Raw genomic sequence first — 20,600 nt, 5'->3', positions numbered from 1 at the left:
TGCAGCATACCTGCATGGCGGGTCTGTCCGGCGCCAGCGGAGTAATCCCACCAAAGGTTAGCCCGTCAGGGATGGGCAGCGGGTTGTGCCGGTGCCACCCGGGGACGCAGCACCAGCATCAGGACCAGCAGCGCCACCAGCACGCTGCCACTCAGCATGTAAGGGGCGCTGTGACTGACTGTCTGATACAGCCCGGTGGCAATCAGTGGACCTGTCATCCGGCCCAGTGCCAGGGCGCTGCTGTTCAGACCCGCGACGGTTCCCTGCTGGTCAGCAGGCACGCTGAGGCTCAGCGCCGCACTCAGGGTCGGGCCCAGAATGGCGCTTCCCACGCCCACGACAGCCAGGGCCAGGGTGATGGGCCAGTAGCTCTGCATCTGCGGCAGCAGAAACATACCAGCGGCCATGACCAGCAGTCCGGCCACCAGCAGCGGGGTCGGCGGAAGGCGCCGGCTGAGGGGCCGGATGGCGCCGCCCTGCACCAGAGCGGCCACCAGACCGAACAGGGCCAGCATGCCCCCTACCGCCTGCGCCGTCTTGGCGGGGGTCAGGTTCAGGGTGTCCTGGACATAAAAGCCAATCGTCTGCTCGAGGCCCACGCTGGCCAGGGTGGACAGCGCGCTGACTGCCAGGAACAGGGGAATGGCGCCGCGCGTCAGCAGGGCGCGCCGCTCACCTTTGGGAGCCGGTGCACTGCCGGCACGTCTGGTTTCGGGCAGCGTGCGGGCCGCCACCAGGGCGGTGAGCAGGCCCAGCGCGGCGCTGAAAAATACCGGAGCCGTCAGGCTGATGGTGCTCAGCAGCGCTCCCAGGGCCGGCCCGAAAACCACCCCCAGCCCGAAGGCGGCCCCGATCAGGCCCATGCTTGCGGCGCGGTCCTTTTCACTGCTCAGGTCCGCCATCATGGCCTGAGCCGTGGGCAGCGTGGCACTGCTCAGAATGCCGCCGATCACGCGGGTCGCCACCAGCAGACCAAACAGAAGTGAGCCGCCCAGCACACCATCTATTCCGAGCTGCGCCACCACCCCGAACAACCCGAAGCTCAGTGAGAACCCCACCAGACCGGTGATCAGGATCGGCTTGCGGCCCCTGTGCTCGCTGCGGGTGCCCCAGACCGGACTGAAGACAAACTGCATCAGTGAGTAGGCTGTCGCAAACCAGCCGGTCTGTGTTTCGGTCAGCTCCAGCTGACGCCCCAGCGGCGCGATAATCGGAAACAGCACACTCAGCCCCAGCATGGCAATAAAAATGGTCAGGAACAAAATAAGCTTGGTGCGTCCGGCAGCGCGGCCTGACGCGTCCGGACCGGGTGCGGGCGGGGTGGTCATTCAGCCAGTCTATCACTCACCGCTGACCGACCGGTCAGGAGAACTGTCCCCGACAGGCCCGAATGTGCAGGCTTTCAGGTGCATTGGATCACTGCGAGAACGCCGGTCGAGGTTCCCATCCCCACCAGACCTTAAAGGCATCCTTTCCGGCTTCGCGTAATGGATGCGTTGTACTTCGGGACGCAGCTTATATATACTCCTGTACGCGCATCCTTAATATTTCTGTGGCACCGAGTCCGCACTGCTTCAATCCACGCTGTTTCAGCGCCTCAGGTGCAGGCTGCGCGTTCTGTCTTTCTCTCCCACTTGTGGAAGCGGTTCATCCGCGCCTAAGGAGTTCCATGAAAAAAGCACTGACTGTTCTTTCTCTCGCCCTGCTGGGCCATGCCAGCGCCGCCAACCTCACGGTCTGGACCCACTTCGGGACCACCGAGCTGGCGTGGCTCAAGTCTCAGGCAGCGGCCTATGAGAAGAAATCCGGCCACAAGATCACGGTCGTCAGCGTGCCCTTCGACCAGATCCCCGACAAGCTGATCCAGAGTGCTCCCAAAGGTCAGGGGCCTGACCTGGTGGTGACCCTGCCTCAGGACCGTCTGGGCCAGCTGGCAGCTGCCGGCGTCATTGAGCCGATGGACAAGTACGTCACCAGCAAGACGGATATGGACCGCACGGCTGTGCAGGCCATGACCTACCAGGGCAAACTGTTCGGGGTCCCGATGTTCGCAGAAGCCGTGGGACTGGTCTACAACAAGAAACTTGTTTCGACCCCCCCCACCACCTGGGCTTCGTTCCTGAAGACCGCGCAGGCGAACACCGGCAACGGCAAGTTCGGCTTCCTGGCCGACCTGGGCAACGCCTACATGAACTACGGCGTGATCAGCGCCTACGGCGGCTACGTGTTCAAGAACACCGGGGGCACGCTGAACCCGAAGGACGTGGGCCTGGCCAACGCCGGAGCCGACAAGGCCAGTGCGTTCCTGAACGACCTGCGCTACAAGTACAACCTCGTGCCTGAAGGCGTGGACGGCGGCGCCGCCCGCAGCGCGTTCATTGACGGCCGTCTGGCGATGTTCCTGACCGGGCCATGGGACATGGGGGACATCAAGAAGGCCGGAATCGACTACGGCATCGTGCCCTTCCCGACTCCTCCCGGCGCTACCGGCAAGTGGAGCCCCTTCGTGGGCGTGCAGGGCACCATGATGAACGCCTACAGCAAGAACAAGGCTGCGGCCGGTGCGTTTGCCAGGAGCCTCAGCACCTCCGATGCCCAGATCAGCTTCAACAAAGCTGGCGGTCGTATCCCCGTCAGCCTGAGCGCACGCACCAAGCTCAAGTCTGACCCCGTGGTGGCAGGTTTCGGCAAGTCCATCAGCATGGGCACCCCGATGCCAAACATCCCGCAGATGGGCGCCGTGTGGGGCCCCTGGAGCAACGCCATCGCGCAGAGCGTCCAGAAGCCAGGGCAGAACTACGGCCAGATCCTCGACAAGGCCGTGCAGGAAATCAACAGCAACATCAAGTAAGGTGCAGGCCGGAAAGGCGGACGGGCATTTCCCCGTCCGCCTTTCTGTGCGGCCCTGTGTGGCCTGAGCTGCGCTTGCAATTTCCAGAAAGTTAACTTCAAATGCCCACACCGTTGCAACCTGTCGAGAAGGAGGGGTCTGTCACCCTATGATTTCGCCTACGCCTTTTCCTGCCCGGCGCCCTACACAGCCCCCCGAAGGCGCCCGCGGCGTCCTGACAGCCGTCCTGGTGCTGGCCGTGCTGATGGGCGCTGCCGCCCTGATCGGCTGGCTGCTCAGTGGCCTGACGGCCCGTCTGGCCCCCACGGCTCCCCCCTACCTGCTGCTGGTCTATACCCTGGGCGCCCTGGTGCTGCTGATGCCGCTGGTCGCGCGTCTGTTTCCCTGGATCGTCAACTGGTACTACCTGTTTCCTGCGCTGGTGTTCCTGGCGGCCTTCACAGTACTGCCCATCGTGCTGACCGTGAACTACGCTTTTACCAACTACAACGCGGTCAACAGCGGCAACCCCGACTCGGCTGTACGCACGGCCGCGTCCCTGAGCGCTGACCGCCGGGTGGTGACCCTGCAGGAAACGCCGCAGGCCAGCAGTGTTGCAGAGTACCTGAAGTGCGCGCAGCCCAGTTGCGCCGGCAGCACCATCGTGCTGTTCGATGAGGAAGCCTCGGTGCCGGTGCGGGCCAAGATTGCCAGTGTCAGTGGACGCGAGGTGACGCTGGCCGCACCGGTCGCCGAGACCCTGGCGGTTGCCAACGCCACCCGCATCAACCGGTACGGATACGTAGGCCTGGCGAATTTCCGGGAGATTTTCGGCAAAGCCAGCCGCGCGCTTCTTCCTGTTTTTATCTGGACCGTGGTGTTCGCCTTCAGCACGGTGGTGATCAACGCCCTGGCCGGTCTGGTGCTGGGTATCCTGCTGTTCAACAAGCGTCTCAAGGGACGGAATATCTACCGCACGCTGCTGTTTCTGCCCTGGGCCGTACCCGCAGTCATCAGTGTCCAGATGTGGAAAGCCCTGCTCAATCAGCAGTTCGGGATTGTCAACAAGGGTCTGGGCCTGCTGGGCATCGCGGCCGTGCCGTGGCTCGGAGACCCACTGTGGGCCAAGATCAGCGTGCTGCTGGTGAACCTGTGGCTGGGCTTCCCCTACATGATGACGGCCACCATCAGCGCGCTGAGCACCATCAACGAGGACCTCTACGAGGCTGCCAGCATCGACGGGGCCAGCCGCTGGCAGCAGATCCAGAGCATCACCCTGCCGCTGCTGCGCTCGAGTTTCACGCCCATTCTGCTGTCAGGCTTCGCGTTCAACTTCAATAACTTCGGCATCATCTACCTGCTGACCCAGGGTGGTCCGCCTCTGGAAGGCCGAGAGGCCACTGCACAAAGCACCGATATCCTGCTCTCGTGGGGCTTCAATACAGCCTTTGCCAGCAGCGGCGGCCAGAACTTCGCGCTGGCCAGTGCCATCGCCCTGATCATTTTTTTCCTGACTCTGGCCATCAGTCTGGTGAACTTCAAGGCTGCTGGTGTCTTTGAGGAGGCCCGTAAATGACGGCAACTCCGCACACGGGTACCAACGACCTGCCGCCGGGCGGCTATGTCCACCAGGAGCCCAGCCTTCTGCGGCGAGCGCTGCCCTGGCTGGTCCTGGCCGTAGTGATCGGCGGCTTTGTGACCCTGGGCTATTTTCTGGCACGCAATATGCAGGGGCGCCCCAAAAGCTTCACGATTTTCTTTGTGGAGCGTGGCTGGGTTCGCTTCCTGTTGTTCCTGCTGGCGGCCAGTGGCGTGCTGGCGCTGACCAGCCTGATCGGCCAGCGCATCGGGCAGGCGCGCACCGGCCGCAAGATCGGTTACGGCGCGGTGCTGGGTGACCAGCTGACCCATCTGTTCCTGATATTGGTTACCCTGGTGGCGATCTACCCGCTGGTATACGTGCTGATCGCGGCCTTCGACCCGCGCAACAGCCTGTTTGCCTTTCCGGATTTCAGCAGCCCCAATATCTTCTACAAAACTGGTCTGATGCCCAAGCTGGATGTGCTGAGCATGGAAAACTTCCAGCAGCTGTTTGAAGGCGTTACGGTGCCCGCGTGGCAGCTGCTGCTGGCCGGGCTGTCGGGCGCTGCGCTGACCGGCGTGTTTCTGCTGGCCCTGATGGGCCGCCTGGGACGCGACAGCGAGGGACTTTCGCAGGCCCGGACCTGGCTGATGCGTCTCCTGATCGTCTCACTTGCCGTGCTGGTGTTCTTTCTGACGCCCGCTCAGTTCCAGGGTGGCACCAACGAAAGCAAGTTCATCCTTTCCGTGCGCAACACCCTGCTGGTGTCCGGCATTACCGGGGTCCTGGCGATCCTGCTGTCCACCACCGCCGGCTACGCCATGGCCCGGCTGCGCTTTCCAGGGCGCTTTCATACCCTGCTGTTCTTCATCTTTATCCAGATGTTTCCCGTTTTCCTGGCGCTGGTGGCGGTCTACACATTGATGGTCACTCTGGGCCTGAGCAACACCTTCACCGGTCTGATCCTGGCCTATTCCGGCGGAGCCATCGCGTTCAACACCTGGATTTTCAAGGGGTACGTCGAGAGCCTCCCCGAGTCTCTCGAAGAAGCCGCCATGGTTGACGGCGCCACCCGCTGGCAGACCTTCCTTCGCGTCGTACTGCCACTGTCCGGAGGGATGCTGGTGTTTATTTTCCTGAACCAGTTCATCGGAACCTATGCCGAATTTATCCTGGCCAACATCCTGCTGACCGGGGTGGAAAAGTGGACGGTCGGGATCATGCTGCTGTCGTTTACGCAGGGGCAGTTTTCGACCAAGTGGGGGGTCTTCGCCGCTGCCGCGACCCTGGGCGCGCTGCCCATCGTCGCCCTGTTTTACGGCTTCCAGCAGTACTTCGTGGGCGGAGCCACCGCGGGAGGCGTCAAGGAGTAGTTCGGGCGTATGCCCAGGAAAGGCCACCCCGCACCCGGGTGGCCTTCTGTCTTGAAGGAGGGAGTGAGCTCAGCTCTGGGCAACGGCCCGCACCACAGCGCGCAGAGCCAGCCGGAATTCCTCTTCAAACGGGTTGTCCACACCCGAGCGGGAGGCGTCCTCGGTGAGCTGCTGCCAGCCGATCGAAAGTGCATGCAGATGATGCAGCAGACGCAGCGTAACCTCCGGGGCAAAGGGCAGGCGCTGTGCCACCCCTTCTGTCAGGGTCTGCATTTCCTGTTTGAAACTGGCCACAAGTTCGGGCCGGGCGTTGCGTTCAAGTACCGTTCCCAACAGCACCAGCAGGCGGCGCAAGGGCTCCAGATCCCTTGAGGTGGCCAGCAGCACATCCGCCACGTCGTCGGGTGTCTGGGGGCTGCTTTTGTCCAACTCGGAGGTCAGGTCGTGAAGCCACGCCCTGAGATGCTCGCTGAGCAGCGCCAGAAACAGGTCTTCCTTGGTATCGAAATACAGGTACAGGGTGCCTTTGGCCAGCTGGGCCTCACGGGCAACCTGATTCATGCTCAGCTCTGCGTAGGGCGTCGTGGTCCACAGGCGCTCAGCAGCACGGAGAATATCTTCACGCCGCTGATATTTTTCCTCAGCGCTGCGGGCGCGGGCGGGTCGTTGAGCAGGCACAGACACAGTGCTGACCCTACTGTCAGAACGAATCCAGCGGTGTGAAGCAGCCCACGATGACTTAACATTGAAAGGTCTTGCCGCCCTGACCGGACGTGGGTCAGTGTTCACTTTCGGCACCTCAACCAGTGAGTCAGCTTTCAAAGTCCCCGCTCATGCTGCGCGTTTAGCATGCCCTCATATGTCGCTTGTCCGAACCTCCGTCCGCGCCGTGGCCCTGCTCCTCACGACCGGTCTCCTTACGCACGCTGCTGCTCAGACCGCGCCCACAAGCCCTGCGCCGGCCACCCCGGCACGTCCAGCGGTCACCACGCCAGCTCCGGCCGGTGCTGCCGCCGCCACTGAGCGCCCCTCGGCGGCAACTGCGCGCGTGGCCAGCTCCGTGGCCGTGGAACTCAGCGCGCTGGTCAAAGGTCAGATTATTCGCTGCCCCGACGTCCTGAAGCTCAGCCCCCAGGCAGTGTGCCTGTACACCAAGAGCAGCGTGCCGGCTCTCCGTCCCCTGGTCAAGACCAAACTCGGGTCCCGTGCGGTGGGCGACTGGAAGTCAGGCAGCAAGAGCAGCAGTCTGTTCGTTGCCGATAAGGCCGGCGGGAATGTCGCAGCATTTGTGCTGCTCAGCCAGCTGGCCGCGACGGAAACCCTGCTGATCGTTGATGGCGTGCAGGCGCCTGCTGCGTCTGCGGCGCGCGTGGCTGCTCCTGCTGGAGTGGTCAAGGGTCAGCCGTATGTGCTTGGAAGCGACCTCGTGGGCGTGGTCAATGTTTCCAACCTGGGCGGAGGCAAGTTCCGTCTCAGCGTCAGCGGTCAGAGCCCCCTGACCGTGACGGTCGGTCAGAAAACCGTACAGCGCGAGGGCGGCGCCGTTGAACTTCCCCTGGCACCTGCGACCGACGGGAAAAACCTGATTTTCCCCCTGGCGGGACTGCGCGCCCTGGGGTGCACGGTCACGCCAGCAGGCAACAACCTGACGGTGGCGTGCGGGGCTGAAAGCGTCGGCCTCCGTCCCATCGTGTTCTAACCAGACCCTGTTAACCATGACGCGCGCCTACCAATGGGCGCGCGTTTTTACATTCCTGTTACTCCTCATGTGATCTTCAGCTGGCCTTGCGGATCACCCGGTACGCGAACCCAAGGATGCTGGCCTGCGTAATCATGCAACGAGGAGGTTTCACCCATGTCCATTCTTGATCGACTGTCCCGCCTGCTCCGAGCCAATGTCAACGATATGATCAGCAAGGCCGAGGACCCTGGCAAGATTATCGACCAGTCGCTGCGTGACATGCGAAGTGCCTACACCGAGGCCCGCACCGAAGTGGCTGAAGCCATGAGTCAGAACATCAAAATGGAGCGCGAGTCCAACATCAACCGCAAGCTGGCCACCGAGTACGAGAAGAAAGCGGAAGAAGCTCTGCGAGGCGGCAGAGAGGACCTGGCGCGTGAAGCCCTGCGCCGCGCGCAGAACCACAAGGATCTGGCCGCAGGGTTTGACGAACAACGGGCCACCCAGACCAATACGGTTGACCAGCTTCGGACCCAGCTGCGCGCGCTTGAGGCTAAAATCGACGAGATGGAGTCTAAAAAGACCCTGCTCGCCGCCCGCCAGAAAACGGCTCAGGCAGGAGCCACGCTCGACCGCGTTTCGGGCTTCGACAAGGCCGGCGGTGCGATGGACGCCTTCGACGAAATGGAACAGAAGGTTGCCGGAATGGAAGACCGCAACAAAGCCATGTCAGATCTGCGGCGCGAAAATGACATCGATGCTCAGCTACGGGATCTGGGCCGTGAAAAGGATGTAGATGACGCCTTGGCAGCCCTGAAAGCCCGCGTACAGGGTGAGCAGAGCAAACCCGGCTGACCAATTCGGCCAGCAGGAAAGCACCAAAAGGGACGCGTAAGCGCGTCCCTTTTTCTTGGGAATCCACCTGTTTTCCACAAGTCAGGGCAAAAGTCAGCCGATTTTCATGTTAGCTGTGAGCATGCAAGGCGATCTGAGGTTTACCCTGAGCACCATGTCTGAACGCCTGCCACTTGTCCGCCTGCCGCTGCTCGTGGCTCTTCTGGGTCTTGCGGCCTGTGCACCCGCCCGCACAGCCGCCCCAGCAACTGTGCAGGCCAGCACGCCGGTCAGTGGGGTGTCGTTTTACCCTCGTGAGGCCGGGCTGGCCTGGTCTTATCTGCCCGAAGGCGAACCAGCCACGGCAGTCCCCTATACCCTGCGCGCCATGGGTCCGTCGATCTTTGCCGGCCAGACTGTGCAGACTTTCGAGTTAACGGGCCGAGGTGCCCAGCAGACCTGGTTCCGTACCTTCAGCAACAGCGGGGTGCAGTTGCAGGGCATCCGCAAGCCGGGTGTCACAATCCGCCTGGAGCCTCCGCTGCAGGAGTATCCGGCTCAGGGTGCCTGGCAGGTGGGTCTGGCCTGGCAGGGTCAGAGTCAGGTGACGGTCGTAGACGACGCCGGCAAAACTCAGGCGCAGGGCCTGGTGACCTACAGCTATCTGGTGCAGCAGCAGCGCCGCGTGCAGACACCAGCAGGCACCTTTGACGTCTGGGTGGTGACCCGGCAGATGAGTGACACCGTGGGGGGGTTGTTCCCCGCCACCCAGCAGCTGTGGTTTACCCCGTTCACCGGAGAGGTCCGCTCCCCGGAAGGTCTGTTGCTTACAGGACGCAATTTCAGCACGCCCCGCAGCGGGAATCAGCCATGACGGCGCAAGCTTCTCTGACGCCGCTGCTTGACCGGGTACAGAGCCCGGAAGACCTCAAGCGTCTGTCGCGCGACCAGCTGCCTGCACTGGCGCAGGAACTTCGTGAGGAGATCGTACGGGTCTGTTCCGTAGGAGGCCTGCATCTGGCGTCCTCCCTGGGAGCCACCGATCTGATTGTGGCGCTGCACTACGTGCTGAACTCTCCACGGGACCGGATCCTCTTTGACGTGGGCCATCAGGCCTACGCCCACAAGATGCTGACCGGTCGCCGGCACCTGATGCCCACGGTCAAGAAAGAGGGTGGCCTCTCGGGCTTTACCAAGGTGACGGAATCCGAACACGACGCGATTACGGTGGGGCACGCCAGCACATCCCTGGCCAATGCCCTGGGAATGGCGATGGCGCGCGACGCCCTGGGCCAGGACTACAAAGTTGCCGCTGTGATCGGAGACGGCTCGCTGACCGGGGGTATGGCTCTGGCAGCCCTGAACACCATCGGGGACATGAACCGCCGCATGCTGATCGTGCTCAATGACAACGAGATGAGCATCAGCGAGAACGTTGGGGCCATCAACAAATTCATGCGCGGCCTGCAGGTACAGAAATGGTTCCAGGAGGGCGAAGGGGCCAGCAAGAAGGCAGTCGAGGCCGTCAGCAAACCGCTGGCCAATCTGATGAGCCGGGCCAAGAGCTCTACGCGTCATTTTTTCGATCCAGCCAGTGTCAACCCGTTTGCGGCCATGGGAGTGCGTTATGTCGGCCCGGTCGATGGCCACAACGTTCAGGAGCTGGTGTGGCTCATGGAACGTCTGGTGGACCTTGACGGACCGACCATCCTGCATGTGGTCACCACCAAGGGCAAAGGCCTGAGCTACGCCGAGGCTGATCCGATCTCGTGGCATGGACCCAGCAAGTTCGATCCGGCCACTGGCGAGGTGGTTCCCAGCAACGCCTATTCCTGGAGCGCGGCGTTCGGGGACGCGGTGACTGAACTGGCCCGGCTTGATCCCCGGACCTTCGTGATCACGCCGGCCATGCGCGAGGGCAGCGGACTTGTGGAATACAGCAAGGTTCATCCGCACCGTTACCTGGACGTCGGTATTGCTGAGGACGTGGCGGTCACCACGGCCGCTGGAATGGCCCTTCAGGGTCTTAAACCCATCGTGGCCATTTACAGCTCGTTCCTGCAGCGGGCCTACGATCAGGTTCTGCACGACGTGGCTATCGAGAACCTGAACGTCACCTTCGCCATTGACCGTGCAGGTATTGTCGGTGCCGATGGTGCGACCCATAACGGCGTCTTCGACCTCAGTTTTCTGCGCAGTATTCCCAATGTCGGCATAGGGCTGCCCCGGAACGCCGAGGAGTTGCGCGGCATGCTCCGCACGGCGCAGTCACAACCTGGGCCATTCGCCATCCGTTATCCACGGGGCACGACCGAACGTGTTCCGGAAGGCACCTGGCCGGACATTGCCTGGGGAAGCTGGGAGCGCCTGAAACCCGGAGACGACGTCGTTCTTCTGGCCGGCGGCAAAGCCCTGGAGTATGTCCTGAAGGCGGTGGGAGACCTGCCCAACGTAGGCGTGGTAAATGCCCGCTTTGTCAAACCGTTGGATGAGGTGATGCTGCGTGAGGTCGCCTCACGGGCGCGCGCTATTGTCACTGTCGAGGACAACACCGTTATGGGCGGCTTTGGCAGTGCCGTGCTGGAAGCCCTGAACACCATGAACCTCCGTCCTACTGTGCGCGTGCTGGGTATCCCGGATGAGTTTCAGGAACATGCCACCGTTGACAGCGTGCATGCGCGGGCCGGGATTGATGCTCCAGCCATCCGCACAGTGATGGCCGAGCTTGGTGTGGACGTCCCTCTAGGCGTGTGATCTGACCAATACAAAGACATACTTAAGCCCCCGGTGATCGGGGGCTTTACTGCTGCTGGCCAAAAGAGCTACGGACAGGGCAATTTCCTATTTCCTACTTATTGGCCTTACACATGGCTGGAGTGTATTGATGTCCTGCGGGCGTGTTAACGATGTATGCAACGCGAAGATTCCCAATGAAGCCATTCCACCAGCCCTATGCACAGGTGGACCCTGATCAGAGGCCTCTAGAGCTTCAATGTTGAGCGCTTGAGTGTTCGGGAATCGGATATGTGATGTCCAGGAGATCCTCGGATTAGTTCCGTTCTTACGCAAAGAATGATGGTTCTTTCGCTGCGGGCATCAATACGAACGATGTCTCTCTGCCAGAGCTCAGGGGTCCACTAATAACTCCCCATTACCCCGCACAGCTATCACTCACCGAAACCTTCTGATGCGCAGTTCTCATTCTCGTGAACCGGCCCAGAGAAAGAGCTGTGTTCTCCTCTGCTCACCGCGAAATTAGATTAATGAACCCTCTCTGCCCAGAGCTATCAATTTGATTGCGCACAATCTAGGGTGAGAGGGTCGTTGGACAATAGTTGCCACAAAGGTCCCAGGCCGTTTCAGGCTTTTGATGGCACCAGGAGAACGTATGCCGCATTCCGTCAGCCGCCACGCCACTGTTCCCTGTCTGGACCAACCCTCCACCGGCAGAAGGAAACTGGGTTGGCAAGGCAGGCATGGCTCTTCAGGACTCCTGACCCAACCTCGTTGTCCACACACCAGAGGTTCCAGTGCCGTTTCCTGCCGTCCTGACTCGGGAATTCGTTTTGCATCTCCCCGATCCCGTCTGAGCGCCGGCGACCTTAGGTGTTTGCCCTTCTTATTTTCTGGTGATGCATGACAGACCAAACCTCCACGCCTCAGGCTGACGCTCATGTGATGCGCGCCTCGACGGAGATGAGCACCTTGTCGGACGCGGAGTTGCTGTGTGCGCTGGCACAGAACGAACTCGAAGCCCTGAGAGAACTGCACCGACGCTACGCCAGACTGTTGTATGCCATGGCAGAGCGGTCGAAAGTGCCGGATCCGGAAGCCCGTGTACAGGAAACGTGGCTGCAGATCATGCGCCAGGCTCACTGCCACGCCAGTACATCCCTGGAAGCGCGCATGTGGCTGATTGGAACAGCCCAGCGGGTTCTGATGCCACAGGAACAACGCCTGGCCACCTCAGCGCTGCTTACTGCCTGAACCCCGCTGCAACCTGTCTTCGTCTGAAGCGCCTTTGCCGTGCGCCTCAGGCGCGTGTATGACCGTCGCCCATGACGACCCACTTGGTTGTCGTCAGTTCCCGCAATCCCATCGGCCCACGTGCGTGAAGCTTCTGGGTGCTGATGGCCACCTCGGCTCCCAGGCCCAACTGACCGCCATCGTTGAACCGGGGGCTGGCGTTGACCATTACGGCAGCGCTGTCGACATCCTGAACAAAGCGCTCGGCCTGCGCTGCGTCACGGGTCAGGATCACGTCGGTATGGTTGCCATGCGCCGCGATAAAGTTCAGCGCCTCGTCAAGCCCGGCAACCACCTTGAGACTCATGGTCAGGGCCAGAAACTCCTGGCCGTAATCTGATTCCTGGGCCGGGTGGGCCTGTAACCCTGCTCCGCTGAGACAGGTCAGAGCTTCCGGGTCGGCCCGCAGCTCCACCCCCTGCGCCGCAAGACTCTGTGCAATCTGGGGAAGGACGGTGAGGGCCGCGCGGTCCACAAGCAGCGTATCCAGGGCGTTGCAGGCACTGGGCTTCTGTACTTTGGCGTTCAGGACGACCTCTGCAGCCCGGCGCACATCATTCGGGTCCTGGGTGAAGCTGCCGTCAAGGTACAGATGCACCACACCGATTCCACCTACGATAACCGGAACAGTCGCATTCTCCACGCAGAATCTGTGCAGAGCAGCGCCCCCGCGCGGAATAATCGCGTCGACCAGATCGTCGAGCTTCAGCAGTTCCAGCATGCGCTCGCGGGCAGGGTCCCGGATCACCTGCACGGCCTCCTGCGGCAGGCCCTCGGCGCGGAGTGCTGCCTGGATGGCCTCCTCCAGGGCCGTGTTGCTCCGCACGGTCTCCTTGCCTCCTCGCAGAATCACCGCATTTCCACTCATCAGAGCCAGGGCAGCCACGTCGACCGTCACATTGGGACGGCTCTCGTAGATCACTCCCAAGACCCCCAGTGGAACGCGGCGCGTAGAGACCCGGATGCCGCTGGGCAACAGTTTTTCGGGCGTGGACTCCCCCACTGGATCACTCAGCCCAGCCACTGCTTCGACATCTGCGGCAATGCCGTGTAGCGCGGCCGGAGTGAGGCGCAGGCGGTCCACCATGGCGGCACCCAGGCCTGCCGCCTGAGCTGCGGCCACATCCTGGGCATTGGCCTCCAGGATCTGGCTTTCGCGGGCACGCAGTTCTCTGGCCAGGGCATGCAGGACAGCGATCTTACGTTCGGTGCTCAACGAACGCAGGGTACGGGCCGCCGTGCGTGCCTGCTGCGCCACAACGCGCAGGGGGCCTTGTTCAGGAAATGCGGTGGTCATCTGTGCAGGCTACCAGCCGCTGCCGTTTCTCCTGCACAGGTCGGGTAGGCAGGTGCCGACGGCCATTCGGAATCTAGGGGATGTGCAAGCTGCGCTGGAGACCGGGCAAGGGACTCTGCCCCAAGAGCAGCAGAAGCTCAAGGCGCAGCCGCACGGGAACGTCAATGCCGACATAGGTACCTTCAGCTGAAAAAGGCAAAAAGCTGCCAGGTGTTACAGGGCAGTCTCTTCAGATCATGAAGTAACTTCTATGCCCGGTTCCCCGGCCGTAGTGGACCTCATCGTGTGCCTGAAGTTCATCGCCGATAGCTCCATCCGGACATAACACGAGCGAAGTGGTGGCGTCAGCCGGGGCCGCCGGCGCCCCCCAGATCGACGCGTGTATAGAACGTCAACGTCACGACCGGAAGCTGCTCGGTCAGGGGTGCCGCCGCAAGGTGTAGTTGAGCAGGGCCTGCGCCAGCGCATGAGGATCATGGCGGGCCTGATTGGGCTGCAGCAGAGGCAGACTGCGCACCCGGTCCCGCAGCTCCTGGGTGGCGCCACTCAGGTCCAGCAACCTTGCTCCCTGCTGGGCGTAGCGGTCCAATACGTCTTTCGGCGGCGTGGCGCTGTTGACCAGAATGTGGTCAGGAGTGCGGCCCAGGTGACGAACGATGGCATTTACATGGTCTTCGAGGGTGTGACCGTCCGTCTCTCCTGGCTCAGTCATCAGGCTGGCCACGTAGACCAGAGGCGCAGGCGAGTTGCGGATCCCCACAGCTATTTCCTGCACCAGAAGCGCCGGGATGATGCTGGTATACAGGCTGCCTGGACCGAGAACAATCAGCTCGGCCTCTTCCAGTGCACGCGGAATGGCGCCCATCACCGGCACGTCCGGCGGGTCAAGCTGAACCTGCTCGATCCGGGCTTCCCCAACAGCAGTTGCGAACTGACTTTCGCCTCTGATCACGCGGCCGTCACTGAGCTGCGCGACAAGTGAAGCCGGATGCAGCGTGGCCGGATACACGTGGCCGCGGATCCTCAGCACCTCGTGAATATCCTGCATGGCCTCACCCAGACCACCTTCTTCCTCACTGAGGGTCGCCAGCATCAGGTTCCCGAAGGTATGCCCCTTAATGCCGTCGCCCCGGGTGAAGCGGTGAAGCATCAGCCGGGCCATCACCGGGCTGTCGGACAGCGCGGCATAGCAGTCCGTCAGGTCACCCGGAGCAATCATGTCCAGCGACTCGCGCAGCCGGCCACTGCTGCCGCCGTCATCAGAGATAGCCACGACGGCCGTGGTGTTCCCGGTAATCTCCCTCAACCCCTTCAGAAGATTGGACAGGCCAGTGCCTCCCCCCAGAGCCACCACACGTGGCGCGCGGCTCAGGGTATGCCGGGCATAAATGACATCTACAGCAGTATTGGGAGCAGTCCCTGTTCCCCGTAATACGCTGCGGCTGAGCATAGCGATGCTCCATAGAGCTCCGAGCAGAGACAGGGTCATGATGATCATGCCTCCCAGATACAGCGGCATGAATTCCGGACGCAGGAAGCGGTTGACCCACAGGATCCACTTGGTGGCCGTGAAGTGCAGTGGCCCGGTCCAGGTGAAGTGAAGGAAGCCGACCGCCCCAATAAAGGTACAAACCACGAACAGCATCAGCCAGCGCTTGACGCCAATGCCTGGTTGCATCCACATGCGGGCGCGCCGGGTTTTGGGATGCCCGGTGGCGCCGTTCTCCACAGGGAAAACGGTGCCTATCTGATCGCGCCGCAGTGGAGGATCACTCATTCCCTGGTTCCTGCTTTCATGTCCCGGTGATCGGTGATATCCACATTCAGGTCACGCAGGTCGGCAGCCAGCCGGCTGGCCACCGCCACACTGCGGTGCTGCCCTCCGGTGCATCCGATCGCCACCGTGTATCCATGCCGGCCTGTGTCGCGGGCCCGCTCGGCACTGGTACGTACAAAGTCCCGCAGGTTCGCGTAGAAGTCCTCTCCTGCCTGGTTCTGAAACACGTACTGTGCGACCTCACGCTCCAGGCCAGTGCGGGGCCGCAGGACCGGGTCGTAGTGCGGGTTGGGAAGCGACCGCACATCCAGCACCAGGTCAGCGTCGCGTGGCGGAGCATGCTTGAAACCAAACGACAGCAGCCGCAGGTGAAAGTCGTGCTCCAGCCGGAACAGCCGCAGCACGCGCTCGGCCAGGTCAGTGGCGCTGAGGTCGGTGGTGTCGATCACGGTATCGGCGATGGCCCTCAGCGGCGCCAGCAGCTCGCGCTCCCGCGCAAAATCCACCATCAGGGTCTCACCCAGCGGGTGCTCCCGGCGGGTGAAGTTGTAACGCTTGAGCAGCACCTCCGAATTGGCCTCCAGATACAGCGTGTGAAGGTCCTCCTCGCGGCGCGAGAGCCTGATATAGCTGTCGTCCAGTGCGCTCAGAAAATCCCGCGTGCGCGCGTCGGTGCTGACCGCCACGCGGGTCAGGCCTCTGGCCTTGCTCAGGTCATACATCGCGCCCCATAACTCCGGGGGAAGGTTATCGGTAATGAAGAAGCCAGCGTCTTCCAGCGCCCGCAACGCGGTACTTTTTCCACTGCCGGAGAGCCCGGACACAACCACGAACGGCATGCCGGCAGTCTAGTACGCGGCGGCACCGGGAGTAGCTCTCCCGGTGCCGCCGCGATCCGCTGACTCAGCAGTTGTGTGTCAGCGCACCCTGGTGCCGCTGGGCAGATCCAGCCCCGTACCCACCAGATCCAGGTTGCCGTCGGCGTCCTCGGCCGCCAGGATCATGCCCTGGGACTCGATTCCGCGCAGCTTGGCAGGCTTCAGGTTGGCCACCAGCACGACCTTGCGCCCCACCAGATCAGCAGGCTCATACCACTTGCGGATGCCGCTGACCACGGTACGGGTCTCGTCACCCAGCCTGACGGTGAGCTTCAGAAGCTTATCTGCCTTCTCGACAGCCTCACAGGCCACAACTTCTGCGATCCGCAGATCAATCCGCGCAAAATCCTCGATGCTGATAAGAGGCTCAGTGGCTGCCGGCGTGGCACTGGGGGCTGGCTGGGTGTTGATCTTTGGCTGGGCAACAGCTTCGGTCACGTCTGTCTTCTCTTTTCTGGGAGCAGGCGCTGCCTTGGCCGGCGCAGCGGCGTCAGGAGCAGCTTTGGGGTCGGGTTTGGGAAACAGGATCGCTCCGCCCTGCACGCGCGTGCCCGCCGGGGTCAGGCCCCAGGCGCCGCTGAGGGCGTAAGTCTGGCCGCCCAGGCCCAGCTGGGCGCGCAGTTCGCGGGCCTTGCCGGGAATCACAGCCTCCAGGCACACACTGGCCACACGCAGGCCCTCGGCGGCGGTGTACAGCACGGTGTCGAGTCTTCCCTGTGTTTCCTCACTCTTGGCAAGGTTCCAGGGCGCACTTTCAGCGATGTACCGGTTGAGGTCACGCACAAAGTTCATGGCCGCCTCGATGGCCATATTCACCTTCAGGTCGCCTACCAGACGCAGCACCTCACCGGGCAGGGCAATGGCCGCGGCTTCTATGACCCGCTCGCGGTCAGCCGGTTGGCCGGGGGCCGGGATCACGCCCTCACGATACTTCTGGATCATGCTGACCGTACGCGACAGCAGGTTGCCCAGGTCGTTGGCCAGGTCGCTGTTCAGGCGCGAGACCAGGATGCCCTCACCAAAAGGACTGTCGGCGCTGAGGGTCGCCTCGCGCAGCATCGCGTAGCGGATGGCGTCCACCGGGTAGTCCGCGACCAGTTTTTCGGGGTCAATGGCGTTGCCCAGCGACTTGCCCATCTTGCGCCCGTCTTCAGCCAGGATATGGCTGTGCACCACCAGCTTGCGGTACACCGGCATTCCGGCGGCCTTGAGCATGGTCGGCCAGAACACCGCGTGCGGCTTGAGAATGTCTTTCCCGATCACGTGCCACGCCAGACCGCTGACGCTCTCGTCCACGCCCCGGGTGACCAGCGGCGTCAGGTAGCTGAGCAGCGCGTCGAACCACACGTAGGTGACGTGGTCCGCGTCCCAGGGCAGTTCCACGCCCCAGGGCACGCGATTTTTCGGCCGGCTGATGCTGAGGTCCCCAATGGGCTCCTTGAGCATTTCCAGAACCTCGTTGCGGTAGCCGGAGGGCTGGATCAGATCCGGATTTTCACGCAGGTGGCCCAGCAGCCACTCCTGGTACTTTTCCATGCGGAAAAAGTAGTTGGCCTCGCGCCGCAATTCGGGCGGGTCCTTGTCGCCGGGAAAGCGGCGCACGCCGTCGGGGCCCTCCACCAGTTCTTTTTCGGTCACGTACCGCTCGGCGCCGACCGAGTACAGACCCTCGTATTCGGCAAAATAGATATCGCCGCTGTCATACACGCGCTGAAGCACGTCCTGCACGAAGCGTTTGTGGCGCCCTTCCGTGGTGCGGATGAACTCGCTGTAGCTGATGCCCAGGCGATCCCACAGCCCTTTGAAGGCGCGCACGCTCAGATCGTCAACCAGAGCCTGGGGGGTCAGACCTTCTTTCGCAGCGGCCTTGCTGATCTTTTCACCGTGTTCGTCGGTGCCCATGACGAAGGTGACGTTTTTTCCAGCCAGACGCTGGTAGCGCACGATGGCATCAGCCAGAATCTTCTCGTATACGTGGCCGATATGCGGCGCGCCGTTGGCGTAGTCGATCGCGGTGGTCAGGAAGAACTCGTTATTCGCGGTCATGCTGATCTCTCCTCCGCCCGGCGCTTACCCTGATGAGAGGCAGGCCGGACAACCTCTCCAGCATACGGAAAAAGCTCAGCTTTCAGAAAAGATGAGCTGCGTCCGGTATGAATGCGCTCCAGACAGCCTCTGGATCAGGAGCAGCGGAGCATTCGCATCTTCGAAAGGAAGCGGAACATCATGACCCCACGTTACCGTGGTCTGCCCACCTGGGGATCACATCAATGGCCTACGGACCGGGCGACAATGGGCTGTGACTATCCCTGGCCTGGATCTACCCGACCTTCCCGGTGCTGAGCGAGTTACGGTTCCTGTACCAGACGGCACCCTGGGTGGCTACCACTGGGGGCAGCCGCAGCAGGCGCCGGCAGTCCTGCTGCTTCATGGCTGGGGTCAGGATGCCAGCGCCATGGCTGAACCGGCTCGAATGTTTGCCGAAGCCGGATGGCATGCACTCAGTCTGTCCAGCCGTGGATGGCGCGGTTCGGGCGGTTGCGACGACTACGGCCGGAGCGGCGCGCGGGACACCCGGCTGGCCCTGGAGTGGCTCTCGTCCCAGCCGCGGGGGCCGGTGGTGATGCTGGGCTTCAGCATGGGCGGCCTGATCGCCCTGCTGACAGCAGCGACCCAGGACACGTGCGCGTCACATGTGGTCGCCGTCAGTGCTCCGACCGACCTGCGCCGGGTGTACCAGAGCAGCGCCCTCAATGCGCTCAGGCGTTATTACGACGCGGTTCTGACCGCCAAACAGTGGCATGAAGGATCACCGCTGACGCATGCCCGCGCTCTGAACGTTCCAGGCCTGCTGGCCGTTGGCACAGAAGACCGTGTCTGCCCTCCGGAAGAGGGACGCAGCTTTGCGGCCGCTTCCGGTTCCCGCCTGCTGGAGATTGATGGCATGGCCCACGAGCCCCGTGAGCAGGAGTGGGCCACCATCGTGCAGGAGACACTGACGTGGACCCGCATGCCGTAACGGACCGTTTCTAGAGTGTCCAGCCCATCAGGGCTCCGCCGTCAGGCAGGGGTTTTAAATCCTGAAATCCGACGTGCCGGTAGAACGCCTGGGCATTGATGTTGCGTCCGCCCACACCCAGATGCACCCCAGGGGACCCGGCCTGACGGAGCGCCTCAAAGAGAGTGAACAGCAGCCGCCGTCCGTGGCCCCCGCCCTGGGCACGGGGCAACAGGTCGATGTGAAGGTGTGAAGGGTAGGCAGCTGTGATGTCCGGGTCAGCCGGGCGTGGGTGGTGCATCTGGTAAATGACAGCTTCGTCACGGCTGCGCTCAGAGGCAGGCACTGCCGGATCGGGGTAGCGCCGCCGTAAAGCGGGCCACCACTCGCGTTCCAGGGTTTCGTCGAAAGCCCGGGTATCGAGCGCGCCAATGACATAGCCGCTGACACCCAGATCATCTTCGAGAACAAAAGCAAACTGAGGCTGATAGGCCAGGTATGGTCCGGCATAGACGTGACCGATTAGCTCCGGGTCCTGGTACAGGTGGGTACCGTCCTGGCCACTGTCAGCTGTTTTCAGACAGATGTGATACAGGTCGTCCCGGTCCTCAGGGCGCGCAGGTCGGATGTGAGGCACATGCACCATTTCAAAGTGGCGCGGTGCAGGTGTCAACAAGGGCGCGCCTCTAGAATGGCGGGTGTGATTGCTTACCTGTCCGGCGTGGTGCGTGAAGTGAGGGAAAACAGCGCTGTGATCGTTGCTGGCGGCGTCGGCTACGAGGTGCAGTGCCCGGCTGGCACCCTGGGCAAGCTGGTGGTCGGTCAGAATGCCGAGCTGAGCACCCGGTTCGTGGTCCGGGAAGATGCGCAGCTGCTGTTTGGCTTTTCCGACGCTGACAGCCTCAAGCTGTTCGATCTGGTCACTGGGGTCAGCGGGGTGGGCCCGAAACTGGGTCTGAGTCTGCTGTCGGCCATGCCGGTCTCCGCCCTGGCGCAGGGCCTGATGGCTGGAGACGTCAAGCTGCTGTCGAGTGTATCCGGCGTGGGCAAGAAAACGGCTGAACGTCTGGTTCTGGAGTTGCAGAACAAGGTACCCGAGCATCTGGCCGCGGCGGGCGTTCCTGCCGGCACGCGAGCGACACCGGTCTCCAGCACTGCCGGGCGCGACGCCATTGAGGCGCTGCTGGCCCTCGGCTTCCGTGAGGCCCAGGTGCGCGGCGTGGTCGCCGAGCTGCTGGGCGCCGATCCCACCCAGAGCGCTGACGCCCTGATTCGCAAGGGCCTGGGACGCCTGCGCTGATGCGCCGTGCGTCCGCCATGAGGC

Annotated in this window: 17 protein-coding genes; 10 read left to right on the top strand and 7 right to left on the bottom strand. The window is 62.5% G+C overall.

Annotated features, from left to right (window positions below):
- Nucleotides 1-65: 65 nt before the first annotated feature.
- Complete coding sequence (locus DEIDE_RS05460) at nucleotides 66-1,328, bottom strand: MFS transporter (RefSeq protein WP_012692952.1); 1,263 nt, start codon at nucleotides 1,326-1,328, stop codon at nucleotides 66-68.
- Between the two features lie 341 nt (nucleotides 1,329-1,669).
- Here DEIDE_RS05460 and DEIDE_RS05455 point away from each other — a divergent pair, with 341 nt between their 5' ends.
- From DEIDE_RS05455 to DEIDE_RS05445, 3 genes are all read left to right on the top strand, one after another.
- Nucleotides 1,670-2,851, top strand: coding sequence for a sugar ABC transporter substrate-binding protein (locus DEIDE_RS05455; protein WP_012692951.1), 1,182 nt, complete (start codon nucleotides 1,670-1,672; stop codon nucleotides 2,849-2,851).
- Nucleotides 2,852-2,999: 148 nt separating this feature from the next.
- Entirely contained in the window at nucleotides 3,000-4,406 is a 1,407-nt protein-coding gene (locus DEIDE_RS05450; protein ID WP_012692950.1) for an ABC transporter permease subunit, read from the top strand.
- Entirely contained in the window at nucleotides 4,403-5,785 is a 1,383-nt protein-coding gene (locus tag DEIDE_RS05445) for a sugar ABC transporter permease (protein WP_012692949.1), read from the top strand. Before DEIDE_RS05450 ends, DEIDE_RS05445 begins: the two co-directional genes overlap by 4 nt.
- 69 nt (nucleotides 5,786-5,854) lie before the next feature.
- Here the strand turns inward: DEIDE_RS05445 and DEIDE_RS05440 are convergent, their stop codons facing one another.
- Entirely contained in the window at nucleotides 5,855-6,469 is a 615-nt protein-coding gene (locus DEIDE_RS05440) for a TetR/AcrR family transcriptional regulator (protein WP_012692948.1), read from the bottom strand.
- Nucleotides 6,470-6,644: 175 nt separating this feature from the next.
- On the opposite strand from DEIDE_RS05440, the gene DEIDE_RS05435 reads away from it, so the two are divergent.
- The 5 genes from DEIDE_RS05435 to DEIDE_RS05415 all read left to right on the top strand — a co-directional run bounded on the left by DEIDE_RS05435 (nucleotide 6,645) and on the right by DEIDE_RS05415 (nucleotide 12,287).
- The gene (locus DEIDE_RS05435) at nucleotides 6,645-7,484 is read left to right on the top strand and encodes a hypothetical protein (RefSeq protein WP_012692947.1); all 840 of its coding nucleotides are present in this window, start codon (nucleotides 6,645-6,647) and stop codon (nucleotides 7,482-7,484) included.
- Nucleotides 7,485-7,640: 156 nt separating this feature from the next.
- Nucleotides 7,641-8,321, top strand: a complete 681-nt coding sequence (locus DEIDE_RS05430) for a PspA/IM30 family protein (RefSeq protein WP_012692946.1) — start codon at nucleotides 7,641-7,643, stop codon at nucleotides 8,319-8,321.
- Between the two features lie 154 nt (nucleotides 8,322-8,475).
- Nucleotides 8,476-9,174: a hypothetical protein gene (locus DEIDE_RS05425; protein ID WP_012692945.1), complete on the top strand. Its 699-nt coding sequence runs from the start codon at nucleotides 8,476-8,478 to the stop codon at nucleotides 9,172-9,174.
- The gene (dxs, locus tag DEIDE_RS05420) at nucleotides 9,171-11,054 is read left to right on the top strand and encodes a 1-deoxy-D-xylulose-5-phosphate synthase (protein ID WP_012692944.1); all 1,884 of its coding nucleotides are present in this window, start codon (nucleotides 9,171-9,173) and stop codon (nucleotides 11,052-11,054) included. Before DEIDE_RS05425 ends, dxs begins: the two co-directional genes overlap by 4 nt.
- Before the next feature lie 882 nt (nucleotides 11,055-11,936).
- Nucleotides 11,937-12,287 carry a hypothetical protein gene (locus tag DEIDE_RS05415; protein WP_049760443.1) on the top strand — a complete coding sequence of 117 codons (351 nt, stop codon included), beginning with the start codon at nucleotides 11,937-11,939 and terminating at the stop codon, nucleotides 12,285-12,287.
- 46 nt (nucleotides 12,288-12,333) lie between these two features.
- On the opposite strand, the gene DEIDE_RS05410 is transcribed toward DEIDE_RS05415, so the two are convergent.
- The 4 genes from DEIDE_RS05410 to metG form a co-directional block, all read right to left on the bottom strand.
- Entirely contained in the window at nucleotides 12,334-13,623 is a 1,290-nt protein-coding gene (locus DEIDE_RS05410; RefSeq protein ID WP_012692942.1) for a glutamate-5-semialdehyde dehydrogenase, read from the bottom strand.
- A 418-nt stretch (nucleotides 13,624-14,041) separates the two neighbouring features.
- Nucleotides 14,042-15,400 carry a gluconeogenesis factor YvcK family protein gene (locus DEIDE_RS05400; protein ID WP_012692941.1) on the bottom strand — a complete coding sequence of 453 codons (1,359 nt, stop codon included), beginning with the start codon at nucleotides 15,398-15,400 and terminating at the stop codon, nucleotides 14,042-14,044.
- Entirely contained in the window at nucleotides 15,397-16,239 is an 843-nt protein-coding gene (gene rapZ / locus DEIDE_RS05395) for an RNase adapter RapZ (protein WP_012692940.1), read from the bottom strand. Before rapZ ends, DEIDE_RS05400 begins: the two co-directional genes overlap by 4 nt.
- A gap of 78 nt (nucleotides 16,240-16,317) precedes the next feature.
- The gene (metG, locus tag DEIDE_RS05390; RefSeq protein ID WP_012692939.1) at nucleotides 16,318-18,324 is read right to left on the bottom strand and encodes a methionine--tRNA ligase; all 2,007 of its coding nucleotides are present in this window, start codon (nucleotides 18,322-18,324) and stop codon (nucleotides 16,318-16,320) included.
- A gap of 253 nt (nucleotides 18,325-18,577) precedes the next feature.
- Here metG and DEIDE_RS05385 point away from each other — a divergent pair, with 253 nt between their 5' ends.
- Nucleotides 18,578-19,297, top strand: coding sequence for an alpha/beta hydrolase (locus DEIDE_RS05385; protein ID WP_041227122.1), 720 nt, complete (start codon nucleotides 18,578-18,580; stop codon nucleotides 19,295-19,297).
- A 10-nt stretch (nucleotides 19,298-19,307) separates the two neighbouring features.
- On the opposite strand, the gene DEIDE_RS05380 is transcribed toward DEIDE_RS05385, so the two are convergent.
- Nucleotides 19,308-19,922, bottom strand: coding sequence for a GNAT family N-acetyltransferase (locus tag DEIDE_RS05380; RefSeq protein WP_041227119.1), 615 nt, complete (start codon nucleotides 19,920-19,922; stop codon nucleotides 19,308-19,310).
- A 54-nt stretch (nucleotides 19,923-19,976) separates the two neighbouring features.
- On the opposite strand from DEIDE_RS05380, the gene ruvA reads away from it, so the two are divergent.
- Complete coding sequence (gene ruvA, locus DEIDE_RS05375) at nucleotides 19,977-20,576, top strand: Holliday junction branch migration protein RuvA (protein WP_041227434.1); 600 nt, start codon at nucleotides 19,977-19,979, stop codon at nucleotides 20,574-20,576.
- Nucleotides 20,577-20,600: the final 24 nt, after the last annotated feature.

This window comes from Deinococcus deserti VCD115, assembly GCF_000020685.1.
Lineage (GTDB): Bacteria > Deinococcota > Deinococci > Deinococcales > Deinococcaceae > Deinococcus > Deinococcus deserti.
Note: the sequence above shows the minus strand (reverse complement) of the source record. Positions and strands in the feature narration are given on the sequence as shown.

Coding starts and splice junctions, on each gene's coding strand:
- dxs (WP_012692944.1), top strand. CDS start 9,171: ATGACGGCGCAAGCTTCTCTGACGCCGCTGCTTGACCGGGTACAGAGC.
- DEIDE_RS05435 (WP_012692947.1), top strand. CDS start 6,645: ATGTCGCTTGTCCGAACCTCCGTCCGCGCCGTGGCCCTGCTCCTCACG.
- DEIDE_RS05400 (WP_012692941.1), bottom strand. CDS start 15,400: ATGAGTGATCCTCCACTGCGGCGCGATCAGATAGGCACCGTTTTCCCT.
- DEIDE_RS05415 (WP_049760443.1), top strand. CDS start 11,937: ATGACAGACCAAACCTCCACGCCTCAGGCTGACGCTCATGTGATGCGC.
- DEIDE_RS05450 (WP_012692950.1), top strand. CDS start 3,000: ATGATTTCGCCTACGCCTTTTCCTGCCCGGCGCCCTACACAGCCCCCC.
- DEIDE_RS05410 (WP_012692942.1), bottom strand. CDS start 13,623: ATGACCACCGCATTTCCTGAACAAGGCCCCCTGCGCGTTGTGGCGCAG.
- DEIDE_RS05455 (WP_012692951.1), top strand. CDS start 1,670: ATGAAAAAAGCACTGACTGTTCTTTCTCTCGCCCTGCTGGGCCATGCC.
- DEIDE_RS05425 (WP_012692945.1), top strand. CDS start 8,476: ATGTCTGAACGCCTGCCACTTGTCCGCCTGCCGCTGCTCGTGGCTCTT.
- metG (WP_012692939.1), bottom strand. CDS start 18,324: ATGACCGCGAATAACGAGTTCTTCCTGACCACCGCGATCGACTACGCC.
- DEIDE_RS05460 (WP_012692952.1), bottom strand. CDS start 1,328: ATGACCACCCCGCCCGCACCCGGTCCGGACGCGTCAGGCCGCGCTGCC.
- DEIDE_RS05445 (WP_012692949.1), top strand. CDS start 4,403: ATGACGGCAACTCCGCACACGGGTACCAACGACCTGCCGCCGGGCGGC.
- rapZ (WP_012692940.1), bottom strand. CDS start 16,239: ATGCCGTTCGTGGTTGTGTCCGGGCTCTCCGGCAGTGGAAAAAGTACC.
- DEIDE_RS05430 (WP_012692946.1), top strand. CDS start 7,641: ATGTCCATTCTTGATCGACTGTCCCGCCTGCTCCGAGCCAATGTCAAC.
- DEIDE_RS05380 (WP_041227119.1), bottom strand. CDS start 19,922: ATGGTGCATGTGCCTCACATCCGACCTGCGCGCCCTGAGGACCGGGAC.